This is a genomic window from uncultured Maribacter sp., from assembly GCF_947500985.1.
In the GTDB taxonomy this organism is placed as follows: Bacteria; Bacteroidota; Bacteroidia; order Flavobacteriales; family Flavobacteriaceae; genus Maribacter.
In genome coordinates this window covers 20,001-41,427 of the sequence record NZ_CANMTX010000012.1, presented here as the reverse complement: position 1 = coordinate 41,427, position 21,427 = coordinate 20,001, and the positions used below count along the sequence as shown (strand labels likewise).

The 21,427-nt window shown below is 35.6% G+C and carries 19 protein-coding genes and 1 pseudogene; 6 read left to right on the top strand and 14 right to left on the bottom strand.

Annotation, left to right across the window (positions count from 1 at the left end):
• Position 1: 1 nt before the first annotated feature.
• From Q0871_RS17615 to Q0871_RS17595, 5 genes are all read right to left on the bottom strand, one after another.
• On the bottom strand, positions 2 to 937 hold the full coding sequence (locus Q0871_RS17615; RefSeq protein ID WP_299326054.1) for a LysR substrate-binding domain-containing protein: 936 nt from the start codon (positions 935 to 937) through the stop codon (positions 2 to 4).
• Between the two features lie 81 nt (positions 938 to 1,018).
• Entirely contained in the window at positions 1,019 to 1,438 is a 420-nt protein-coding gene (locus tag Q0871_RS17610; protein WP_299326052.1) for a DUF2141 domain-containing protein, read from the bottom strand.
• Between the two features lie 156 nt (positions 1,439 to 1,594).
• Entirely contained in the window at positions 1,595 to 2,083 is a 489-nt protein-coding gene (locus tag Q0871_RS17605; RefSeq protein WP_299326050.1) for a DoxX family membrane protein, read from the bottom strand.
• Positions 2,084 to 2,191: 108 nt separating this feature from the next.
• Positions 2,192 to 2,686 (bottom strand): CIA30 family protein, encoded by a 495-nt coding sequence (locus Q0871_RS17600; RefSeq protein WP_299326048.1) that lies wholly within the window; start codon positions 2,684 to 2,686, stop codon positions 2,192 to 2,194.
• Positions 2,687 to 2,789: 103 nt separating this feature from the next.
• Positions 2,790 to 3,398: an FMN-binding negative transcriptional regulator gene (locus tag Q0871_RS17595; protein ID WP_299326046.1), complete on the bottom strand. Its 609-nt coding sequence runs from the start codon at positions 3,396 to 3,398 to the stop codon at positions 2,790 to 2,792.
• Between the two features lie 127 nt (positions 3,399 to 3,525).
• Here Q0871_RS17595 and Q0871_RS17590 point away from each other — a divergent pair, with 127 nt between their 5' ends.
• On the top strand, positions 3,526 to 4,359 hold the full coding sequence (locus tag Q0871_RS17590; RefSeq protein WP_299326043.1) for an alpha/beta hydrolase: 834 nt from the start codon (positions 3,526 to 3,528) through the stop codon (positions 4,357 to 4,359).
• Between the two features lie 82 nt (positions 4,360 to 4,441).
• Here the strand turns inward: Q0871_RS17590 and Q0871_RS17585 are convergent, their stop codons facing one another.
• Positions 4,442 to 5,239, bottom strand: a complete 798-nt coding sequence (locus Q0871_RS17585; RefSeq protein ID WP_299326041.1) for an endonuclease/exonuclease/phosphatase family protein — start codon at positions 5,237 to 5,239, stop codon at positions 4,442 to 4,444.
• A gap of 43 nt (positions 5,240 to 5,282) precedes the next feature.
• A complete protein-coding gene (locus Q0871_RS17580; RefSeq protein WP_299326039.1) occupies positions 5,283 to 7,310 on the bottom strand; it encodes a S9 family peptidase in 2,028 nt (675 codons plus the stop codon).
• 291 nt (positions 7,311 to 7,601) lie between these two features.
• On the opposite strand from Q0871_RS17580, the gene Q0871_RS17575 reads away from it, so the two are divergent.
• Positions 7,602 to 8,591: an SDR family oxidoreductase gene (locus tag Q0871_RS17575; RefSeq protein ID WP_299326037.1), complete on the top strand. Its 990-nt coding sequence runs from the start codon at positions 7,602 to 7,604 to the stop codon at positions 8,589 to 8,591.
• Between the two features lie 81 nt (positions 8,592 to 8,672).
• Here the strand turns inward: Q0871_RS17575 and Q0871_RS17570 are convergent, their stop codons facing one another.
• The 3 genes from Q0871_RS17570 to Q0871_RS17560 all read right to left on the bottom strand — a co-directional run bounded on the left by Q0871_RS17570 (position 8,673) and on the right by Q0871_RS17560 (position 12,745).
• Positions 8,673 to 9,983 (bottom strand): amidohydrolase family protein, encoded by a 1,311-nt coding sequence (locus tag Q0871_RS17570; protein WP_299326035.1) that lies wholly within the window; start codon positions 9,981 to 9,983, stop codon positions 8,673 to 8,675.
• A 732-nt stretch (positions 9,984 to 10,715) separates the two neighbouring features.
• Positions 10,716 to 11,408 carry a peptidase E gene (locus Q0871_RS17565; protein ID WP_299326033.1) on the bottom strand — a complete coding sequence of 231 codons (693 nt, stop codon included), beginning with the start codon at positions 11,406 to 11,408 and terminating at the stop codon, positions 10,716 to 10,718.
• 38 nt (positions 11,409 to 11,446) lie between these two features.
• The gene (locus Q0871_RS17560; RefSeq protein ID WP_299326031.1) at positions 11,447 to 12,745 is read right to left on the bottom strand and encodes a DEAD/DEAH box helicase; all 1,299 of its coding nucleotides are present in this window, start codon (positions 12,743 to 12,745) and stop codon (positions 11,447 to 11,449) included.
• A 239-nt stretch (positions 12,746 to 12,984) separates the two neighbouring features.
• Between Q0871_RS17560 and Q0871_RS17555 the strand changes: the two genes are divergently transcribed.
• Positions 12,985 to 13,926, top strand: a complete 942-nt coding sequence (locus tag Q0871_RS17555) for a C-type lectin domain-containing protein (protein WP_299326029.1) — start codon at positions 12,985 to 12,987, stop codon at positions 13,924 to 13,926.
• A 311-nt stretch (positions 13,927 to 14,237) separates the two neighbouring features.
• On the opposite strand, the pseudogene Q0871_RS17550 reads toward Q0871_RS17555, so the two are convergent.
• A pseudogene (locus Q0871_RS17550) lies at positions 14,238 to 14,509 on the bottom strand (transposase); the annotation flags it as partial.
• A 471-nt stretch (positions 14,510 to 14,980) separates the two neighbouring features.
• On the opposite strand from Q0871_RS17550, the gene Q0871_RS17545 reads away from it, so the two are divergent.
• Positions 14,981 to 15,217 (top strand): hypothetical protein, encoded by a 237-nt coding sequence (locus Q0871_RS17545; protein ID WP_299326027.1) that lies wholly within the window; start codon positions 14,981 to 14,983, stop codon positions 15,215 to 15,217.
• 447 nt (positions 15,218 to 15,664) lie between these two features.
• On the top strand, positions 15,665 to 15,901 hold the full coding sequence (locus tag Q0871_RS17540; RefSeq protein WP_299326025.1) for a hypothetical protein: 237 nt from the start codon (positions 15,665 to 15,667) through the stop codon (positions 15,899 to 15,901).
• A gap of 216 nt (positions 15,902 to 16,117) precedes the next feature.
• On the opposite strand, the gene Q0871_RS17535 is transcribed toward Q0871_RS17540, so the two are convergent.
• Both Q0871_RS17535 and Q0871_RS17530 read right to left on the bottom strand, forming a co-directional pair.
• Positions 16,118 to 17,668 carry an NAD(P)/FAD-dependent oxidoreductase gene (locus tag Q0871_RS17535; protein ID WP_299326023.1) on the bottom strand — a complete coding sequence of 517 codons (1,551 nt, stop codon included), beginning with the start codon at positions 17,666 to 17,668 and terminating at the stop codon, positions 16,118 to 16,120.
• Between the two features lie 76 nt (positions 17,669 to 17,744).
• On the bottom strand, positions 17,745 to 19,148 hold the full coding sequence (locus Q0871_RS17530; RefSeq protein WP_299326021.1) for an aminotransferase class V-fold PLP-dependent enzyme: 1,404 nt from the start codon (positions 19,146 to 19,148) through the stop codon (positions 17,745 to 17,747).
• 113 nt (positions 19,149 to 19,261) lie between these two features.
• Between Q0871_RS17530 and Q0871_RS17525 the strand changes: the two genes are divergently transcribed.
• Positions 19,262 to 20,707, top strand: a complete 1,446-nt coding sequence (locus Q0871_RS17525) for a PLP-dependent aminotransferase family protein (protein ID WP_299326019.1) — start codon at positions 19,262 to 19,264, stop codon at positions 20,705 to 20,707.
• Between the two features lie 18 nt (positions 20,708 to 20,725).
• Here Q0871_RS17525 and Q0871_RS17520 read toward each other — a convergent pair whose 3' ends face one another.
• Positions 20,726 to 21,337 carry an alpha-ketoglutarate-dependent dioxygenase AlkB gene (locus Q0871_RS17520; RefSeq protein WP_299326017.1) on the bottom strand — a complete coding sequence of 204 codons (612 nt, stop codon included), beginning with the start codon at positions 21,335 to 21,337 and terminating at the stop codon, positions 20,726 to 20,728.
• Between the last annotated feature and the right edge of the window lie 90 nt (positions 21,338 to 21,427).

The window sequence follows — 21,427 nt, the reverse complement described above, 5'->3', positions numbered from 1 at the left end:
ATTACTTATGTATAGGGCTTATGATCTTAACATCTTGAAAAGCGATTGCACCACGAACAATGCCTGTAATAACATCTCTTAAAGCTTCCGTAATCTGTACCTTAAGTTCTTTTTTGTGGTAAATAAGACTTACTTCACGTGCAGGCGAAGGTTCTTTAAAGTACTTCAAGTTTTTCTTTTTTATATCATCAAGTTCTAACGTATTTAAATAGGGTAGTAGGGTCATACCCAATCCTTCATTAGAAAGATTGATTAGGGTTTCAAAACTTCCACTTTGTAGACTAAAATGGTCTCCGCCAATTTTTGGAGTTTTGCAAAGATTTAAAACACCTTCTCTAAAACAATGCCCATCTTGTAGCAGTAAAATGTCTTCAATATCTAAATCCTCTGGTGTAATCTGTGTACTATTTCCTAAACGATGCTCCTTTGGTACATAACCAACGAAGGGTTCGTAATACAACGGTCTTTCGGTAATAAAATCTACCTCTAAAGGTGTCGCGGCAATGGCGGCATCAATATGTCCATCTTCAATATTTTGAATTAAGCTCTCCGTATTCTGCTCTTTAATAATAAGGTTTACCTTCGGATATTTCTGTATAAAATTCTTCAGAAACATAGGTAATAAAGTGGGCATTATAGTTGGGATGATTCCCAATACATAATCCCCACCAATATATCCTTTTTCTTGCTCTACAATATCTTTAATACGTGCCGCCTCGTTTACAATATTTTTTGCTTGCGCTACAATTTTTTTACCGACTTCGGTAATAGTAATTGGTTTTTTGCTACGATCAAAAAGAAGTATATCTAATTCATCTTCAAGCTTTTGAACTTGCATGCTTAAAGTTGGTTGCGTTACAAAACTCTTCTCGGCAGCGAGTGTAAAATTTTTGTATTCAGCAACAGCAAGTACGTATTGTAATTGAGTAATGGTCATGTATATAGTATAAGGTTATAAAATTACTAAAAACCATTATTATAACCTATTGACAACAGGTATTCAGACGTTAATTTCTCTCTAAAAACGAAGGGTCAATTCCATATCATCTTCTTCAATAGAAAACTTTGCATCACTGAAAGTTGGCGGACCCATTGGTAAAGATTCACCACTCATGGCATAATCTTCTGTGGGCATACCATTGGTTGCAAAATCCATTCGGTTATTGTCGTTTGCATCGTGTAATACGGAAAATGCATAATCTCCCGGTTGTATGTTCTCAAAAGTTAAAATTAATTCTCCTGCTTCAGCTTTATCTTTACTGGTTTTAATACCCTCCGCTTTCATAAACGTAGTTTCATTATGCAATCCACTTAATATATGACCTTCACTGTTCAATACATTTTGGATAACTACAGTTAATGTTATGCCTGTTTCTTCTTGGGCATTCATTGTAAAACTCATTGCAAATACGGTAATTGTAAATAATAACTTTTTCATTTTATAAGGTTTTAAAGTTTAATTGATACTTCAAAGATGCCTTATGAATACGCTTTTTGAAAAAGGAACTAACTCAATTGTAGAAATGCGCTACTGAATTGAATAATATTGATGATAGTGCGAGAAAGCACATAGTTTTAATAGTGTTAAGGGATATTATCTTCTATTAGTAATGAAATAATCGAGACCGAATTTACCCGACCCGAAGCCCATATAGAAGAGACCTAAACAGAAAAATGTAAATGTGGGCATTATACTCCACGAATTATCCCAGGGTCTAAATACTATGGTAGTAAACATAGTTATAGTGACAAAGAAGGCTGTTATTCTAGTATTTAACCCTAAGATTAGTAAAATACCACCTAGAGCTTCTGTAAAACCTGCAGACCATGCAAAAAATTCGGGCATAAAAGTAAAGGGTATACCAAATTGTTTAACCAATTCAACAAACCAATCAGATACCTCTAAAAATCCGAGTCCCGCAGATTTTGGAGTCCAAGGTGTTCCAAATTTATTGACGGCAAAAATAAATGCAAGTAAGTATCCGGTAATTACTCTAGGTATCAATATTAGAACATTAGGTAACAATGCATCTACCTTAAATGGAATAATTAATTTTTTAATGGGATGTAGTTGGTGGTACATAGGTTTAAGTATTGGTTACTTAAACTTATTAAAATTTAAGTGATTTAAAAATGATAAAAATCAATATTTAATTCTTTTAAAATGATTATTGTATTTGGGAGTTTTGCATTATTTCAATGCAATACAGTCTATTTCGAGTGTAAAGTCTTCTTCAATACCATTTTTAATAATGATGGCAATTTGAGCTAGATAATCGCCATGGTAATTCGGTAGTTTTAATTCTTCACCTCTAAATACAGGTTCCATTTGTTTAAATGGAATTTCAATAGTTTGCCATTCTTTACCTGCCTTAAAATCATAGCTATAGGTATGTCTTTGATGCTCACCAGATTTACAGCGGAAAGCATATTTTTTTCCATCTCCTTTAATTCGTAATACAAAAAATGAATACTTATCTACGGGTATGCGTTCTAAATCATGTCTAACAAGGCAAAATCCACCATTATTATCTAAAGAAACATGGCCGCTGAAAACACCGTTACCTTGTATATTTATTTGCATGAGTCCCATTGATAGACCTCCCATAACATCATCGTTGACAATATGCCATTGTTTGATGTTGGCCTTTTTATTGAATTCAAAAACAGATTTTAATTCGCTCATAATGTAAAGTGTTTATTGGGTATGCCAATGCGATTAAAATTAGGGGTAAAGAAGGTAATGTAAACAGTCTAACCAAATTTATTTTAACTGATATGAGAAACAATTAAGTCATCCGTTTTTTCATCTCATCTGCAACCGCTTTTTCAGAAGCGCCTTGTTTTTCAAGCTCAGAAATTATTTTAGGGTGATCATGACTTCTGCCTTGCGAAAGTTTGTTTACAGCTTGTATATCGTTAACTAAAATTTCAAACCCTATAATACCATTAACTTGACTCATGGTTTTTTTAGACATATTATCTAATGAGATAGGCTGTTCAGATTTTTGCTCGTATTTATTTACGAGTGCATGTAAAGAGGTAAGCAACTCTTCTGAAGTTTGAATTTTTACAGTACCATATACATGAACAGCAATGTAGTTCCACGTAGGCACCTCTTCTTTCTGATACCATGATGATGAAATATAGCTGTGCGGACCGTTAAAAATACATAGCACTTCATCGCCATCAACCAGGTTTTTACTTTGCAAGTTCGCTTTGGCAATATGGCCTACCAAGATATCTTTATCGTCTAAATTTTTTGATAGTTCTAAAGGAATGTGTGTACCCCAAGGTTTTCCTTCAATAGTATTAATAAAGATGCCAAAACTATTATTCTTTAAAAAGTCATGAATCTCTTTAACGTCATTATTTTTATAGTGCTCAGGTATAAACATGTGGTCTGGTTTTCTTTGTAAATATAACCGTTTTGAGCAAATGGTTTTAGAACCAATTATTTAATGTTTCGTGTTACATAATTAGCGAGATACTAATTATCTTGTATGTGAATTTTAAAACAAGAATATGCCTTTTATAACAAATACTAAAGCAAAAGAACAAGTAGATATATTTTATGAAGATTACGGAAGTGGACAACCGGTGATTTTAATTCATGGGTGGCCATTAAGTCGTAAGTCTTGGGAGCAACAAGTATGGAAGATAGTAGAGGAAGGCTATCGCTGTATTTCGTATGACCGTAGAGGATTTGGAACATCATCTTCACCATGGGATGCTTATGATTATTCAGCTTTAGCGAGTGATTTAAATGCAATCATTGAAGAATTGGATTTAAAAGATGCCGTTATCGTTGGTTTTTCAATGGGTGGAGGAGAAGTAGTTCGTTATTTAACTGATTACGGTTCTAGTAGAATAGCTAAAGCAGCATTGATTAGTTCAATTGTTCCGCTAGTAAAACAAAAAGCAGATAACCCAGCGGGCGTACCGGAGGAAGCTTTAGATGGTATTATTGATGCTTTGCAAAAAGATAGGGTAGGTTTCTTAAAAGAGTTCAGTAAAGGATTCTATAATTTTGAAGAAAACGAAGGTAAAAGAATAAGTCAGGCACAATTAGATTACGATTTTACCATTGCTTCATTTGCATCGCCTAGAGCAACCATACAAGCAGCATTAGCATGGATGCATACTGATTTTAGACCAGAACTAAAGAATGTAACCGTACCAACATTAATAGTGCATGGTGATGCCGATGCGACTGTGCCAATAGAAACATCGGCAAAACAAGCTCATGAGGGTATTAAATACAGTACTTATGAAGTAATTAAAGGAGCACCTCACGGACTCAATGTTACGCACCCAGAGGAGTTAAATGAAATATTGATTTCCTTTTTGAAGAAATAAGTAGGAGTTCTATTGAATGAAAAATCCCGATTGTATTAAACAATCGGGATTTTTTATGATTTCAATGAATACGAACAAGTATCTATTTTTCAATAATCAATCGTGCTAATACTGGCAAATGATCAGAGATGTGTTTGTTATTTTCCATTCTGTCATCAATATGCATGTATTCTAAAACTTTGAAATTCTCAACAAATATATAATCGATTCGGTTGTTTAAAACTTTAGATTGGTCAAATCCACTAAACGTTCCTGTTGGTCCGTAGAATTGTTTTTGAGTAATTGCTAAACCATCTGACAGGGCATTTTGTAAATATTGAATAGGACCTTCATCGGGACTCAAATTCAAATCGCCCATTAAAACTACAGGAAGTTTATTCTCATTTGTTTCATGAATTTTGGAAACTATCAATTCCGCAGATTTTTCACGGGCTACGGTACCTATATGGTCAAAATGCGTATTGAATACTAAAAATTGATTCCCTGTTTTTAAATCTTGAAATAAACCATATGTACAAATACGCTCCATAGCAGCATCCCAACCTACAGAAATTTCATGGGGAGTTTCAGACAGCCAAAAGGTTTCACTCTGTAAAAGCTTATATTTTTTGATGTTGAAAAGAATAGGGGAGTATTCGCCCTTTCCCTTCCCGTCATCACGCCCAACTCCGATGTATGAATAATCAGAAAGTTGTTCATTTAAATAACTCAACTGATGATGTAAAACCTCTTGAAAGCCAATAATACCAGGGTTATAATGGTTCAATAAGTCTACCATAGCACCTTTACGGTCGTTCCAATTGTTTACAGAATCGTTTACATTATCATATTTTATGTTATATGACAATACATCAACTTCTTGACCATATATAGTAGACATCGAGACAAATAATCCCAATATTAATACTAGTGTCTTCAAGCTATTACTCGGCATCCTTATATTTCTCAAACCAAGCTAATACACTTGCAATTTTGGCAATTAAATTACTTGGTCTGTTGGCAATACCGTGTCCCGCACCAGGTATACGTACCATGGCCGTTTCTACACCTTCTAATTTTAATGCCGTATAGAATTGCTCAGATTCTGCAATAGGTGTTCTATAATCTTCTTCTCCGGTTAATAACATAGTTGGTGTAGTTACATTGGCAACGTACATTAATGGAGAACGTCTAAAATAATTTTCTGGATCTTCCCAAGGTTTCTTACCGAACCAATATTTAGAAAAGAAGGCAGCTCCATCAGCATACAGAACAAAACTTGTCCAGTTAATTACTGGTTTGGCAACTACAGCAGCTTTAAATCTATCTGTTTTACCAACGATCCAAGCAGTAAGCACTCCGCCGCCACTACCACCGGTCACAAAAAGGTTGTCGGTATCAATATATCCTTTTTCAATAACGGCATCTACACCACTCATTAAATCATCAAAGTCATGGTTAGGATAATCATGGTGAATTAAATTACCGAATTCAGCACCATAGCTAGTACTACCACGTGGGTTACTATACAAAACCACATAACCAGCAGCAGCATAAGCTTGTATTTCTGCACTATACACAGAACCGTAGCTAGTAAATGGTCCGCCATGAATTTCAAGAATAAATGGATATTTTTTATTAGGGTCAAAATTTGGTGGAGTTACCACCCAACCTTGAATTTTTTGTTGATCGTACGAAGACTCCCACCAAATTTCTTCGGTTTTACCTAAATCTCTAAAAGAATAAAGGTCATCATTTACAAAAGTTAATCGCTTAGAGCCTTTTTTATCGGCAGCTCCTAAATCAGAAGGGTGTTCGGTATTTCCTAAAGTATAGGCGAATCTTGAATTTTTAGAAACCGTAAAATCACCTGCATTATAAGGTCGGCCTAAAGACAATCCGCCGAGCCCTTCAACAAGAGTGGTTACTTTACCGTCTAATGTAATATGTCCTATTTTAGTAGCACCTTCGGTATCATATTGAAAGTATAGCCCTTTGCCATCGTTAGCCCATTGCGCATTGGCAATATCTCTATCAAAACTTCCAGAAAGTAATTTTGAGTTGCTACCATCTGTATTCATCACATAAAGGTTTGTGATCTGGTACCCTTGTAATTTATCATCATTACCGGTGTAGGCAATCATTTTACCATCAGGAGAAACCGTTGGTGAACTGTCAGGGCCATATCTTGTAGTTAACGGTGAAACATCGGCAGTAGAAATATTCAAAGCGTATACCTCACTATTTGCAGGTTCAAAAGCCTCATCAGGATTAAAATTTGCAGAGAAGTAAAGCGTTCTGTCATTTTTAGCCCATACAGGAGCACCATGGTCAAATGTTGTTGTTGTCAATTGTTTTGGAGTACCACCATCTATAGATAAGGTGAAAATTTGAGTATGACCACCTTTTATATAACCTTGACCGTCACCTCTATAGTTCAATTTATCAATATATGTTGGTGGCGTGTTCCACTTTGCACCTTCCGGTTTTGCCGGTAGTTTTACAATAGATTCTTCAGCTTCTGGTACAAACATGGTAAATGCCAAGTAACGATCGTCATTAGACCAACTAACGGCACCGGGTGCTTTTGGTGTATTCGTAAGTGGTGCAATTTCTTTGGTGTCCATCCACATAACATACAATTTCATTTTTTCATCTTCTTTATTAGATTTAAAGATGATTTTTTTACCGTCGTGCGACCAACGAGGATAGTAGTCATTTTGGTTGCCAGTAGTCAAAGGTCTATTTTGTGAACCATCATAATTTATAATCCAAAGGTTCGATAAATTTCTATCAGTCATAATATCCTTAAAGTTCCTAACATAGATAATTTTACTACCATCAGGAGAAATCTGAGGGTCAGAAACATACTCCATATTAAAAATATCGGTCAGCTGAAGGTTAGAAGAAACTTGGGCGGTAATAGATGTTGTAAAGAATAGAAGAAAGAGTGTTTTAATAATAATTTTCATAGTGTTGAATTTGGTTTAAAACGATGCTATGAAGATAGCGAAATACTTAAAAAAATGAATCACTATTTTGCAGAATTGAGTAAGTATTAACATTCGAATTTTTATTGCTTTTCGTATTTTCACACTATAGAAGACTAAGACTGCATACATTAAACTAATTCTGTTTTTTTGAATGGAATGTTATTGACATGTTTGATTTTTATAAACTGTTTAAAAACGTATTATAATTTTATGCAGATATGTAAAGTGAATAGTATTAATCAGTTGATATTCAGTAAATAAAATATAAAAATGAAAGTATTATTTATAGGAGGAACAGGAAATATAAGTACGCCAAGTAGTAAGCTTGCAGTTGCTAAGGGAATAGATTTATATGTGCTGAATAGGGGGAAAGCCAAAGTTGAGATTGAAGGAGCACATTCCATTATCGGAGACATCAATAAGCCAGAAGAACTTACAGAACTAAAAAAGCATGAATGGGATGTTGTCGTTAACTGGATCGCTTTCACACCCAATGATATTGAGCGCGATATTGAATTATTCAAAGGGAAGACCAAGCAATATATTTTTATTAGCTCAGCTTCGTGTTATCAGACTCCGTTGAGTTATCCGGTGATAACGGAATCTACACCGCTTTGCAATAATTTGTGGGATTACTCTCAAGGTAAAATTCAGTGTGAAGATCGTTTGCAAAAAGCATATCGTGAAGAAGGATTTCCCATTACCATAGTTCGTCCTTCCTTAACATATGATACTGTAATACCTATTGCCATTGGCGGATTCAATAAATACAACACAGCAAAGCGAATTTTAGAAGGAAAAGAAATTATTATACATGGAGATGGAACGTCGTTATGGACAGTTACCCATTCCGACGATTTTGCAAAAGGATTTGTTGGATTATTAGGATTACAGCCAGCAATCGGTCACGCTTTTCACATTACTTCAGATGAGGTTTTAAGTTGGAATATGATTTATAAAATTCTAGCGGATGCCTTAGGAAAAGAAGCAAATGTAGTACACATAGCATCAGATTTTATATGTAAAGTTGAACCATCATTTACAGGAACGTTATTGGCGGACAAAGCAGAAAGTGTTTTGTTTGATAATACTAAGATTAAAACCTTTGTACCTGGTTTTAAAGCAACCATTCCGTTCTCAGAAGGAATTAAGAGAACCGTAAAGTGGCTAAAAGAGAATCCTGAGCATCAGAATATTGATGCCGAGACAGAGGCTAAGATTGAGAATGTGTTGAGTGCTTACAAATTGTTGTCTAATTAACGATGTAATTATAAATATGGCATCTAACCTTTAACATCATCATTATTATTAGCTTAAGTTCGAGTAAAATTGGGCTATAAATTACTTTTCTTTTAATTGCTTCATCATTTCATCTAATGCCGCCTTATCAAAATAGTTTCCTTGTTTGATGACTGCATTGATACTCCTGGTGTTGTTAATATCTTCTAGAGGGTTAGCATCAAGAATGATCAAATCTGCCCAATGGTCTTTTTTAATATTACCGAGTTCTTTTTCTAGGTTGAAGTATTTTGAAGGGTTAACAGTTGCTGTTTTTATAGCTTCCAATGGTGTTAGTCCTGCCTCCACTAACATCACTAATTCTTGATGTAGACTTCTGCCAGGAGTTAGAAAGAAAATAGGAGTGTCGGTTCCGGCCATGATTTCGATACCGGTATTGTGAATATTCTCTGTCATAGCTATAAGCCAATCTGAATATTCCTGTCGAAATGGGGTAATCTCCATTTGATTGATTTTGTCAATACTTTCCAACCAATTTTTTGCGATCTCTTTTGGAATATAATTGAAACTTTCATGCCATTCAGCTTTATTGAAATGTCTTTTCACAAAACCTGTGCTTAATGCCAAAGTTGGTATTTGCCACGTGTCATTTTTTGCCAGAACGCTAAGTACCTCTTTAGCTTTATTTTTATCATAGTTTTTAATGGCTGTTTCTCGTTGTTTATTATGGATGCTGGAGCGTAGGGCAGCACCTTTGTCATCTCTTCCCAATAAAAGTAAATCCCTACGTTCTTGTAATAGTTCGTCTGAATTAGATGCACATGACAATTCTAGATTACGAAGATGTTCCATACTGTTCAGCCCTGCATTACTAGCGCTAATAACATCCATACTTAAGGGAACATGCCCAGTAACTTTCAGTCCTTTTTCCTTTCCTAGTCTTGCAATTGTTTTAAACTGCTCAGAAGTAAGCATTTCATAGGCTTTAAGGAAATCTACACCCAAACTGTCCAGTTCATTGACCTCACTAATCAAATCCTCTTGGGATTGAAGTCCAACAGATAAAGGCGGATGTCCTGGGTCACTGCCATCATACACATTTGGCATTCCGTCCAGAAGAGGACCGGCAATCATAACCCTAGGTGAGTTAGTAGGATCAGACAATGACTTTTCTTTCCATTTGTTTATAAAATCAATGTCGCCTCCGGTATCCCTTACACTTGTTATACCGTTTGCCAAAAAAAGATCAAACATATTGGGAGCTAGTTCCTTTATATAGGAGAAATGTATATGCGTATCCCATAGACCAGGTAGGAGATACTTTCCGGTTCCGTCTATAATTGTATTTATCTCAGATAAATGAAGATCCTTTGAAGGGGATACTTGAATGATTTTGCCGTTTTGGATAACCACGGTTTGATTTTCTTTTATGCCTATTTCGGGATCAATTATAGAAATATTTTCAATAATCAAACCGTCTTTAAAAATTATTCCGGAATCACTACATGCTAAAAAAAATAAACTAGTAAAGATAAAAAGGCTTATGGATATTTTTTTCATGTACTATATTTTAAAGTAATCTCTTTTGCATTTCTTACATTTAAATATAATCGTAAATCAGTTGGATTAGTATGGTCAGGTAAGTTTTTATAGGCTATTTAAGGGTTCTATAATTTAGTGTACCAAATTATGAACATAAATCATTTTAGTGCTATCAAAATTACTTTGATGATTTTTTTATTTTCCGATCTTAGGTATCGATATTCTTTTAGAGTTCCATATAAGACCAATTTATCATCCGTATTACCCAGCCCTTTGGTCCCCTCCCAGGAGGGGAGATTTTTGTTTTTGATTGCGAGTTTCAATCAAGTTTTGAAGTCTATAGTTACACTGTTGACGTTAGGGACAAAGATTAATTTAAGCAAGAACTATTCCCCCCAAGAGGGGATTATTGCGTTTTTGATTGGGAGTATTTGACCAAAAAGCAATTTAAAGTCGCTTAGTAAATTTTTTCACGAAGGATTAAATACATGCTCAAACTGTTCCCCTCATGGGAGGGGCTAGGGGTGGGTCTTTTTTAGTACTACAATTTAAAATGATTTGAATTCAATAAATAATTATAGAATTAGTCCGAATCCCTAGAATCTAAGAAATTACCGTACTCGGTATCAACTCCTCAACAATTTCACCATCTTTTAAATACACGTAATAAGAGTGGTTTTCTTCATTCAAAGAAACGGAGGTATGAACTTCACCATCAATGAAATGAATAGCAGAACGGTCATCACAGGCGTAACCATTAGAAAGTTTACTTGTTTTAATATTTTCAAAATAAAGAGGTCTACGTGAAGTCTCAGAATTGTAATGCGGACAGTGGCTTTTGTCAATAAACGCCATACCACCAACAATACTTAATTCTTTAGGTCTAGAATCTGTAGTTCCACCATTAAACCAACATAAAGAACCTGCACTACCGCCACCCATAACTACGCCGTTATCATAAGCGTTTTTAAGAGCAATATCAATGCCTTGAGCTTTCCAAATGGCAAGCATATTTAAGGTGTTTCCGCCGCCAACTATAATAGCATCCATACGAGAGATAATCTCCTCGAAAGATTCTTTTTGGTCGTATGAATTTATCCAGACGGAAAGTACATGCGGAGTAACATCTATCTGTGAGCAAACATCATAGAAAGAAGCAATATACTTTTCATCTTCACCGCTAGCTGTAGGTATAAAACACATATTCGGTTTTTCTTTACCAGTTGCTTTTGCGATGTAATTTAAGAATGGTATGGTATGGCGACCGCTGCCATAAATAACCATTTGCTTTTTCATAATGCAGTGTGTTAGTATAAATGAAATTCTAACAGAAGCTATTCGCTTCTGCTAGAATCATTTCTTTTTTTAGGTCTACTCGTATTTCTATTGTTCTTTCCTCGAAAGTTGTTACCACCAGGTCTGTTACGGTTTTTATTTTTATTGCCGTTATTTCTTGGTTGTTGAGCTGGTTTCTCATCTTGTGCATCATCAGAATCCCCATCAGTAAATTGATGCTCTGGCATGCGTGGTATAGGTTGCTTTATTAGCTTTTCAATATCACGTAAGTATGCTCTTTCTTCTTTATCACAAAACGAAATTGCGATTCCGCTTGCATTTGCACGCCCAGTTCTACCAATACGGTGTACATAAGTTTCAGAAACATTAGGTAAATCGTAATTTACAACTAATGATAAATCTTCAACATCAATACCTCTTGCAGCAATATCTGTAGCTACCAATACTTTCAACGAACCATCTTTAAAACTACCTAAAGCTTTTTGTCTTGCCGTTTGCGATTTGTTACCATGTATTGCAGCAGAACGAATACCAGCTTGGTCTAATTTCTTTACAATCTTGTTAGCACCATGTTTGGTTCTTGAGAATACGATTAATGTGTTCTCGGGCTTTTCATTAATAAGGTGAATAAGAAGTTTAGGCTTATTCGCTTTACTAACAAAATAGACACCTTGTTCAACCTTCTCTGCGGTTGCTTGTTCAGGTTTAATAGTAACACGTTCAAAATCACCAAGCATTTTACGAGAAAGCTCTACGATATCTTTAGGCATGGTTGCCGAGAAGAACAACGATTGTCTTTTGGCTGGTAATTTTGCAATGATTTTTTTAATGTCGTGAATGAAACCCATATCCAACATTTGGTCGGCTTCATCTAAAACTACATGCTCTAAATCTCTAAAAGAAATAAAACCTTGGTTCATTAAATCTAATAAACGACCGGGAGTAGCTATTAAAATATCAACGCCACCTCTAAGTGCATTTACTTGTTTACCTTGTTTTACACCGCCAAAAATAACAGTATTACGTAAGCCAGTATGTTTACCGTAAGCCGTAAAGCTTTCAGCAATCTGTATGGCAAGTTCACGAGTAGGAGTAACAATCAGTGCTTTTATCTTTCGTTTGTTTTGGCTTAAACTAATACCTTCATATAATTGATGAAGTATTGGAATACCAAAAGCAGCTGTCTTACCAGTACCTGTTTGTGCAACACCTAAAAGATCTTTGCCTTTAAGTAATATAGGAATTGATTGTTCTTGAATTGGAGTAGGGTGAGTATAACCTTCGGCTTCTAAGGCCTTTAGGATTGGTTCGGCTAGGCCGAGTTCTTTAAATGTCATAATTTTTAATAAAGCGCGAAGTTACGGCTATTATTAAAAGGATTTGAGAAAAAACCTTTCATCTTGTGTAATGACTTATAAGGGATAATGATGCTAAAATGTCCATTTGTGTTATAAATGGATCGCTACACAACATTTTTTTGACCATAGGAGTCTATTGGGTTAGCTTTACTATGGTTAATTATTGTTGAATGTTATTGAGGTATGAATTTTTCATTTGTAGTATTTTATTTTGTTTGATGACGAGTCTTGTAAAAGGGCAAGGCACAGATTTACCTCCGGTACTGTCGGCAACAGGAAATCAGCTGTATTGTCCGGCTGCATCACTGCCCATAGCACAATCCATAAGTATTACTGATCCAGATGATACAAGTACTTCTGCCGTTTATATACAAATATCTAACGGTTATATCAATGGCGAGGATATTTTGACACTAACTGGATTTCATCCTAACATTACTACAAGTTGGGATATTGTGCAAGGTGAGTTAACCTTACAAGGTCCTGCAACATATACCGAATTTGAAGCTGCGGTCTTAGCAACTGAATTCTCTAGCAGTTCCCTAACTCCATCTGGAATTAGGCAATTTTCAATTACAGTAGGTGAGGCTAATTTTTTACCTTCTACCCAGCATTATTACGAATTTGTTTCTGCACCAGGTATTTCTTGGACAGCAGCAGAGGCCGCTGCATCTGCTCGAACTTATTTTGGATTACAAGGATATTTGGTAACGCTTACAACACAGGAAGAAGCCGATTTTTCTGGAGCACAAGCCAGTGGTTTTGGATGGATAGGGGCAACAGATTTAGCAGTTGAAGGTGAATGGCGCTGGGTGACTGGGCCTGAGGCAGGGACTCAATTCTGGCAAGGTCTCTCTAATGGTACAGAACTAACTTTCGCCAATTGGAATGGTGGTGAACCTAATAACGTTGGTAGTAATGGAGAAGACTATGCGCACATTGCAGCAGCATCTGTAATTAGAGGTGGAGCGCCAATAGGTGCTTGGAACGATTTACCAAACAATGGGGGTGGGGGTGCTTATGCTTCGCAAGGTTATGTAGTAGAATACGGTGGTATGCCGGGTGACCCAGTTTTGAATATTTCTGCCACCACTAACTTAACTGTTAGTAAGTGTAATGTAATTACCAATAGAAGAATTACGTACCGCGTAAAGAATTAAATGTAGGGTTAGAACTTTTATGCCCTATAGTCCACACACACACACACACACACACACGATTCAACAATATAAGATAGCAACCTTAATCTATTTTAATAAGGCAAAAGACACTATTATACTGTGTCATAACTAACCGAAAACTGTTTTATTAAATATACACAGAGTTTTTATCATTTTTTTTGGGAGTTCTACAACTTTAAGTTCATTCCGTTAAACCATTTCATACTGGTCAGACCAGCTACTTTACACGCACGTACGATAGGCACTAGATATTCCTTGATGAGATATTTTGTTCGAACTATTTTGTCGGAAGGTCTTAGAACTTTTTTGACAGTATATCTTTAAACATCTTATTATCGAGACTTACGTCAGCATACATTTGCTTAAGTCTCAGATTTTCTGCTTCTAAATCTTTCAGGCGTTTGAGTTCCTGTTTTTCCATACCACCGTACTTTTTACGCCAGTAATAAAATGTGCTCTTATCAATACCCAATTCTCTGGAAATATCCCCAACAGATTTTCCTTGTTCATTTTCCTTAAGAGCCTTGATGATTTGACTCTCGCTAAACTTGCTTGTTTTCATAATGACAGTTTGAATTTAAAGTTAGTAAATTCGAATTTTCTACTGTCTTATTTATAGGGAAGCCTACAAATCTACCAACATTTTAACGGGTACGGTCTGTGTTCTTCAAACTGAAGTAAATGCCAAACGCTCCTAAAATGGCATAAATTTTAGTATTCAGTTTTAGTTTTCATTTCTCAATTGTTTAGTCCGAAGAAATCTAATTAGATGTCTTCAATATGTATTCTTGAATATTCTCTGGTCGACAATTTTTATCTACTATCTCCTAAATTCTATCCTCCAGTTTAAGCTATGTGTCGGTTAACGACACCAATTCTCGGTAAGGTGTTTTTGAGGGTGATGTCGTTTATCGATGCGATTTTACACTTTACCCGAACTTGTGTCAAGTAACGAGTATAAGGGGTTTTTCAGCGATTCACCACCTAGTAAAACAAGGCCTGCGGCGTTCTATTATTGTAACAAACGCAAGTCATGAAAACAATAATAGCAACAATCTTTATCATCTTTTTAAGCTTCACTGCTCAAGCACAAAACACTACTGAAGAAGTAAAGGTTGAAACTGTTGAAATGACCATTGTTACAGAAACCACTTACGAGATCAACTTAGAAGCGAAAACAGAAATAGCTCGTTTATACAAATTCAAAAATTCTAGAATCAAAAGAGATTTGAACTTCTTAACAAAAGCTAACAAGCCTAAAATGGCTTAATTTCAGTTTTCAGTTTTTAGTTTTCAGTGTTCGGTTTCCAGTTTCCAGTCATCAGTAATAAGTACAAAGTAAGAGGTAAGAATATAGAGAATAGACTTTTTTTTGATTAGTTCCTTATCAAGCGTATTTAGTAAAGCTAAATTTTATAGTTTCTAACAACTAACAACTAACAACTAACAACTAACAACCAACAACCAACAACTCATTTTGAACTTGAACTTGATTTTTGAGTTTGAACTTGTATCTAATTCTTGAATTTAAAACTTCGTTTGTCGGTTAACGACACCAAATCTCGGTAAGGTGTTTTTGAGGGTGATGTCGTTTATCGATGCGATTTTACACTTTACCCGAACTTGTGTCAAGTAACGAGTATAAGGGGTTTTTCAGCGATTCACCACCTAGTAAAACAAGGCCTGCGGCGTTCTATTATTGTAACAAACGCAAGTCATGAAAACAATAATCGCAACAATCTTTATCATCTTTATAAGCTTCACTGCTCAAGCACAAAACACTACTGAAGAAGTAAAGGTTGAAACTATTGAAATCACCATTGTTACAGAAACAAATAACGAAATCAAAATAGAATCAAATACAGAAGTAGCTAGATTATACAAATTTAAAAACTCAAGAATCAAAAGAGATTTGAATTTTTTGACAAAGGCTAATAAGCCTAAAATGGCTTAAGTTTTAGTGTTCAGTGTTCAGTGTTCAGTGTTCAGTTGCCAGTTTGCAGTATTAAGTACTAAGTATTAGGTACAAAGTATAAAGTAGAAAAGAGAAAATAGAGTAGAGAGGAAAGACTACAGGCAATAACAATTTAGCTACGCAAAATTTTATTTTCCAACAACCAACAACCAACAACCAACAACCAACAACCAACAACCAACAACCAACAACCAATTAAAGTCCCACAATTGCAGCTTCGGCACAACGTTCTCCGTCCATAGCGGCAGATACGATTCCACCAGCATAACCACCGCCTTCACCACAAGGGAAAAGACCTTTGATAACAGGATGTTCTAATTTTTCATTTCTTGGAATACTTACAGGTGATGAGGTTCTAGATTCTACACCTACAATATTTGCCTCGGCAGTATAATACCCATGCATTTTATCACCGAATGCTTTGAAGCCTTGGCGTAGTCTACCACCTATTAATTTAGGTAGTAAAGAATGTAAAGGCGAAGAGTTAAGACCAGGTTGATATGAAGTCGGATTTAAATCTACAGAAAGGTTTCCATCTACAAAATCAGTTAATCGTTGCGCAGGAGCAGTTTGTGTTCTTCCGCCAGATGTAAATGCTAATCGCTCTAATGCTTTTTGATATTCTAATCCTTTAAGCGCTCCAAATTTCTCGTACTTGGGAATATCCTTATCCACATTTATTTCAACCACGATACCCGAATTTGCATACAGGTTATTTCGTTTCGACGGAGACATTCCATTAACGACAACCTCACCAGGTGCAGTTGCAGCAGGTACTATGAATCCGCCAGGGCACATACAAAAAGAATACACACCACGTTCTTTTACCTGTTCTACCAAACTGTATGAAGCCGCTGGTAGCAATTCGCTACGGTCACCAGAACAGTGGTACTGAATACTATCTATAATATGTTGCGGATGCTCTACACGAACACCCATAGCAAATGACTTTGCTTCAAGTGCAATATTTTTTTTATGCAGTAAATCAAAAATATCGCGAGCTGAATGTCCCGTTGCCAAGATTACTCTTTCAACAGCCATTTCATCATTCTCGTTTAAAACAATCGCTTTTAAGGTATTGTCTTTAATAACGAAATCGGTCACTTTAGTATTGAAGTGAATTTCACCACCGTGATGCTGAATTACTTCACGAATATTCTGAACAATTTTAGGAAGTTTGTTCGTCCCAATATGCGGATGAGCATCAACCAGAATCTGGTCTGTAGCACCGTGAAAAACTAAACTTTCGAATATGCGACGAACATCACCACGTTTAAGGCTACGTGTATATAATTTTCCGTCAGAATAAGTGCCGGCACCACCTTCTCCAAAACAGTAATTACTTTCAGGGTTTACTTGATGGTCTTGGTTGATTGCTTTTAAATCTCGTCTACGATCCTTTACATTATTACCTCGTTCAAGAACAATGGGTTTATAGCCCATTTCTAAACAACGTAATGCAGCCCACATCCCAGCAGGTCCGAATCCTACAATGTGAATTGGTTTTGCTTTCGATACATCTTTATATTTAAAATTAAGAGCATCGCTAGGGGCAGGTTCATTAATGTAAATTGCCAGTTTGTAATTAAAGAAAATTTTAGGCTTACGAGCATCTATAGACTTTCGAAGTACCCTAATTTTAAAGGTTCCATCTTCGAGTCCTAAGTACTTTGCCGTACGAATTTCTAATCCGTTAGGTGTGCCTTCTTCCTTTAATGATAACCGCAACTGTACATTTCTGACCATGCTGCAAAATTAAATGAAATTATATTACTGATTTAATTATCCTGACATTCCTTTTAAGGTAATTTGAATCATAGATTTATTTAGATATTTCATTTAAAGCTTGTTTGAAAGAGTTTACGGAGCGTGAAATATCAGACGAGGTGGTTGCCCAAGAACAGATACTGATTCTAACTACTTTTTTACCTTTCCATATCGAGCCGCCTGCCCAACATTCTCGTAACTCTTGAACCTTTTGTAATACATTATCTGTTACTTCATCAGTATTACATTGAATTAAAACTTGATTAAAAACAACGTCATTAAGAACAGAGAATCCGTCTACAATCTTAATTTCATTGGCAAACTGATTGGCTCTTATGTGCATTTCATAAATCATTTCATCAATACCATTTTTGCCTAAATATTTCATTGTTGCCCATAGCTCAATAACTCTGGCTCTGCGTGACATCTCTGGTGTATAGAACATACCATCTCGCTTTTCGCATGTTATAATGTAGCTTCCGGTCATATGTAGGGCAGATCTAATTGCAGCTTCATCTTCACAAAGTACAATGCCACAATCATAAGGAGTGTTAAGGGTTTTATGTCCGTCAACAGCCCAAGAGTTGGCTCCTTCAATTCCCTTTGTTAAATGTTTTAATTTATCTACGGCACCAGCCCACAGACCAAAAGCACCATCAATGTGTACCCATGATTTTGCTTTTTTTGCAATTTTACAAAGCTCCGAGAAATTATCAAAAGAACCGCTGTTAACATTCCCAGCTTGTAGAATTAATATAGTTCTTTCATCTAATTGGGGTAAATTATTCAGCTCTAGTCTACCTTGATCATCAACATCTACCCATTCAATATTTTCTTTACCAAATCCTAAAAGTCCTATTGCTTTAAGAATAGTAGAATGTGCATGTTTACCAGTAACAATTCGTAGTTGAGGAGCATTGAACAGTCCTTTATCGTTAATGTTCCAATTAAGGTTGGATAGTAATCTAAAGCGCGCAGCTGCTAATCCGCAGAAATTAGCAGTAGAAGTACCACTGACAAAACCAGCAACCGTACTTTCAGGAAGATTAAAAATCTCTTTTAACCATTTCTCAACAACAGTTTCCAGTGCTGATCCAATAGGGGAGAGCACGTGCATGGCTGGTGCTTGATCCCAAAATGTAGATATTACTTTTGCGGCTAAACTTACCGGAATTGCACCACCAGAAACAAAGCCGAAGTATCTAGCACCTGTTGTGGTAACTGTTGCAGGAGAACCGTATTGATTTAAAAAATCTAAAACATCATTGGCTTTACTCGAATTCTGCGGCATAGATTCATCAAATTTATCTAAGTCAGATAATGCCTCTTCTGTTGGATATACATTTCGTTCAAAAACACTTTCTAGGTATTCTTTTGCGAATTGTGACGCTTTTTTAAAAATGATTTTATCATCCACTTCTTTATACATCTGGTTCTGTACTAAACTTGTGCTGCTCATTTTTACATGTTTTTAGAATTCTTACTAATTATCGCATTCAAAATTGAACAATTTATAGATACCATAACAGATTCAGTTTTTGTAAATTTAACCAGTACAGATAAAAAATCATATTGAAATCAATACCCACAAAAAGTTATAAATACATTGAAATCGCTAACAGTATAGAGCAACAAATTTATGAAGGCGTTCTTAAGTTAGGCGATAAGTTACCTTCATTACGCGTATTGCAGCAAGAATACGGCGTTAGTATAAGCACTGTGCTACAGGCGTATTATCAATTAGAGGCAAAAAATTTAATTGAGCCTAAACCTAAATCTGGATATTTTGTCATTTTTTGCTCCACGGATATTCCAAAAAATCTTGAGAAGAGTAGTCCGCATCAATCATCTGTAAAAAGTAGTTCAACAGAGATTATTGTTGATTTTTTTCAGAATATTACTATTGAAAAAGGCGTTGACTTTTCATTGGGTGTACCATCAAAAGAGTTGTTGCCTATTGCGAAGTTAAACAAAGTAATGCATGAGGCAATTATATCGTTGCCGCTAGGTGGCAGTGCACAAGGCGATATTTTAGGACGTGAGAATTTACGAAGACAAATAGCGCGAAGGTCCATTCTATGGGGAGGTAAGCTTACCGAAAATGATTTAATCATAACATCTGGTTGTACCAGCGCATTATCATTTTCGTTGATGACCGTAACAAAGCCAGGAGATACCATTGCAGTGGAAAGCCCTGTTTATTTTGGATTATTACAACTTGCAAATACTTTAGGCTTACGGGTTTTAGAACTACCAACAGATCCCCTGTCAGGTATAGATTTAAAAGCTTTAGAAAAAGCGATTGAGAAGAACGATATTAAGGCAATTGCAATAATTTCTAATTTTAATAACCCTATGGGGAATACAATGTCTGATGATGGTAAAAAGGCATTGGTGAAAATTATTCAAAAACATAACATTCCACTTATAGAAGATGATATATATGGTGATATTTATTATGGAGAAAGTAGACCTACTACTTGTAAAACCTATGATGATACAGGTCTTGTAATTCTATGCGGCTCTTTTTCTAAAACACTTGCTTGTGGGTATAGGGTAGGATGGGTGGCACCAGGTAACTATTTCGATGAAATCGTGAAACTAAAACTTTATTTGTCTTCAACCACGGCGACAATTACCGAAGAAGCATTGGCGTTATTTTTAGAAAAGGGTAGGTATGACCATCATTTAAGAAAGTTACGGCATACGCTACATACGAACAGTTTGAAATTTTTAAAAGCTATTGTAGCATATTTTCCAAAAGATACACGAGTAAGCAAACCAAAGGGAGGGTTTCTATTATGGATAGAATTAGCTTCAACTATAGATACAGAGGTGATCTATAAGTTAGCGGAATGTGAAGAAATTAGATTTTTTCCTGGAAAGATTTTTACACTCCAAGATCAGTACACCAATTGTCTTCGTCTTAGTTACGGACTGGTTTGGAATGAAGAAATAGATAATGCTTTATACCGTTTAGGAATACTCATTAAAAACTATGAGCAGATAAAGAACTAAGCATTTATTTGTTTAAAATTACTTTTCCACAATAGTTCTAAAAGTCAAATTTACCCTAGGATTCTTGCTTTTAGTTGTTGGCGGTAGTCGATGCAGCCAATTCGTTTGGGTTTCATCTTTCATAATCAATAAGCTACCATGTTCTAAAACCAGTTCTACTTTTTCTTTTGTTTCTTTATGTTTAAAAGCGAATTTGCGTTCATCACCAAAACTAAGAGAGGCAATGGCTCCGTTCTTTTTCAAGTCTTTTTCTCCATCACTGTGCCAAGCCATACCCTCGCTACCGTCGTGATATAAGTTTAGAAGGCACGAGTTAAAGGTTTCTCCCGTTTCTTGTTCTATTCTATCTTTTAATTCCAGTAACTCCGTCGTCCACGGTAACGCCAGTTTTGTAGTATTAGAGTAAGTATATTCGAATGGTTTTTTGCCATACCAAGCTACTTTACGTTTGGTAATAATCTTTTTTCCAAAGATAATAGCTTCATCATTCTTCCAAACAATGTTATTGAGCAGTTTGTCTAGGTAATTCTCAGCTTTCTGTTGGGTAAGTATTTTTCCGTAGTAATTAACTGTTCCACCCTGCGGAAGCAAGTTTTTACTATGGTCAACCTTTATATCGAATAATTTCATTTTCTAATTCATGCTCGTGTGCTTTTACAAGCTAATAAAATTTTAACGCTTTAAAAAACAAAAGCGAATAGCTAACCTTTTTTTATAAGA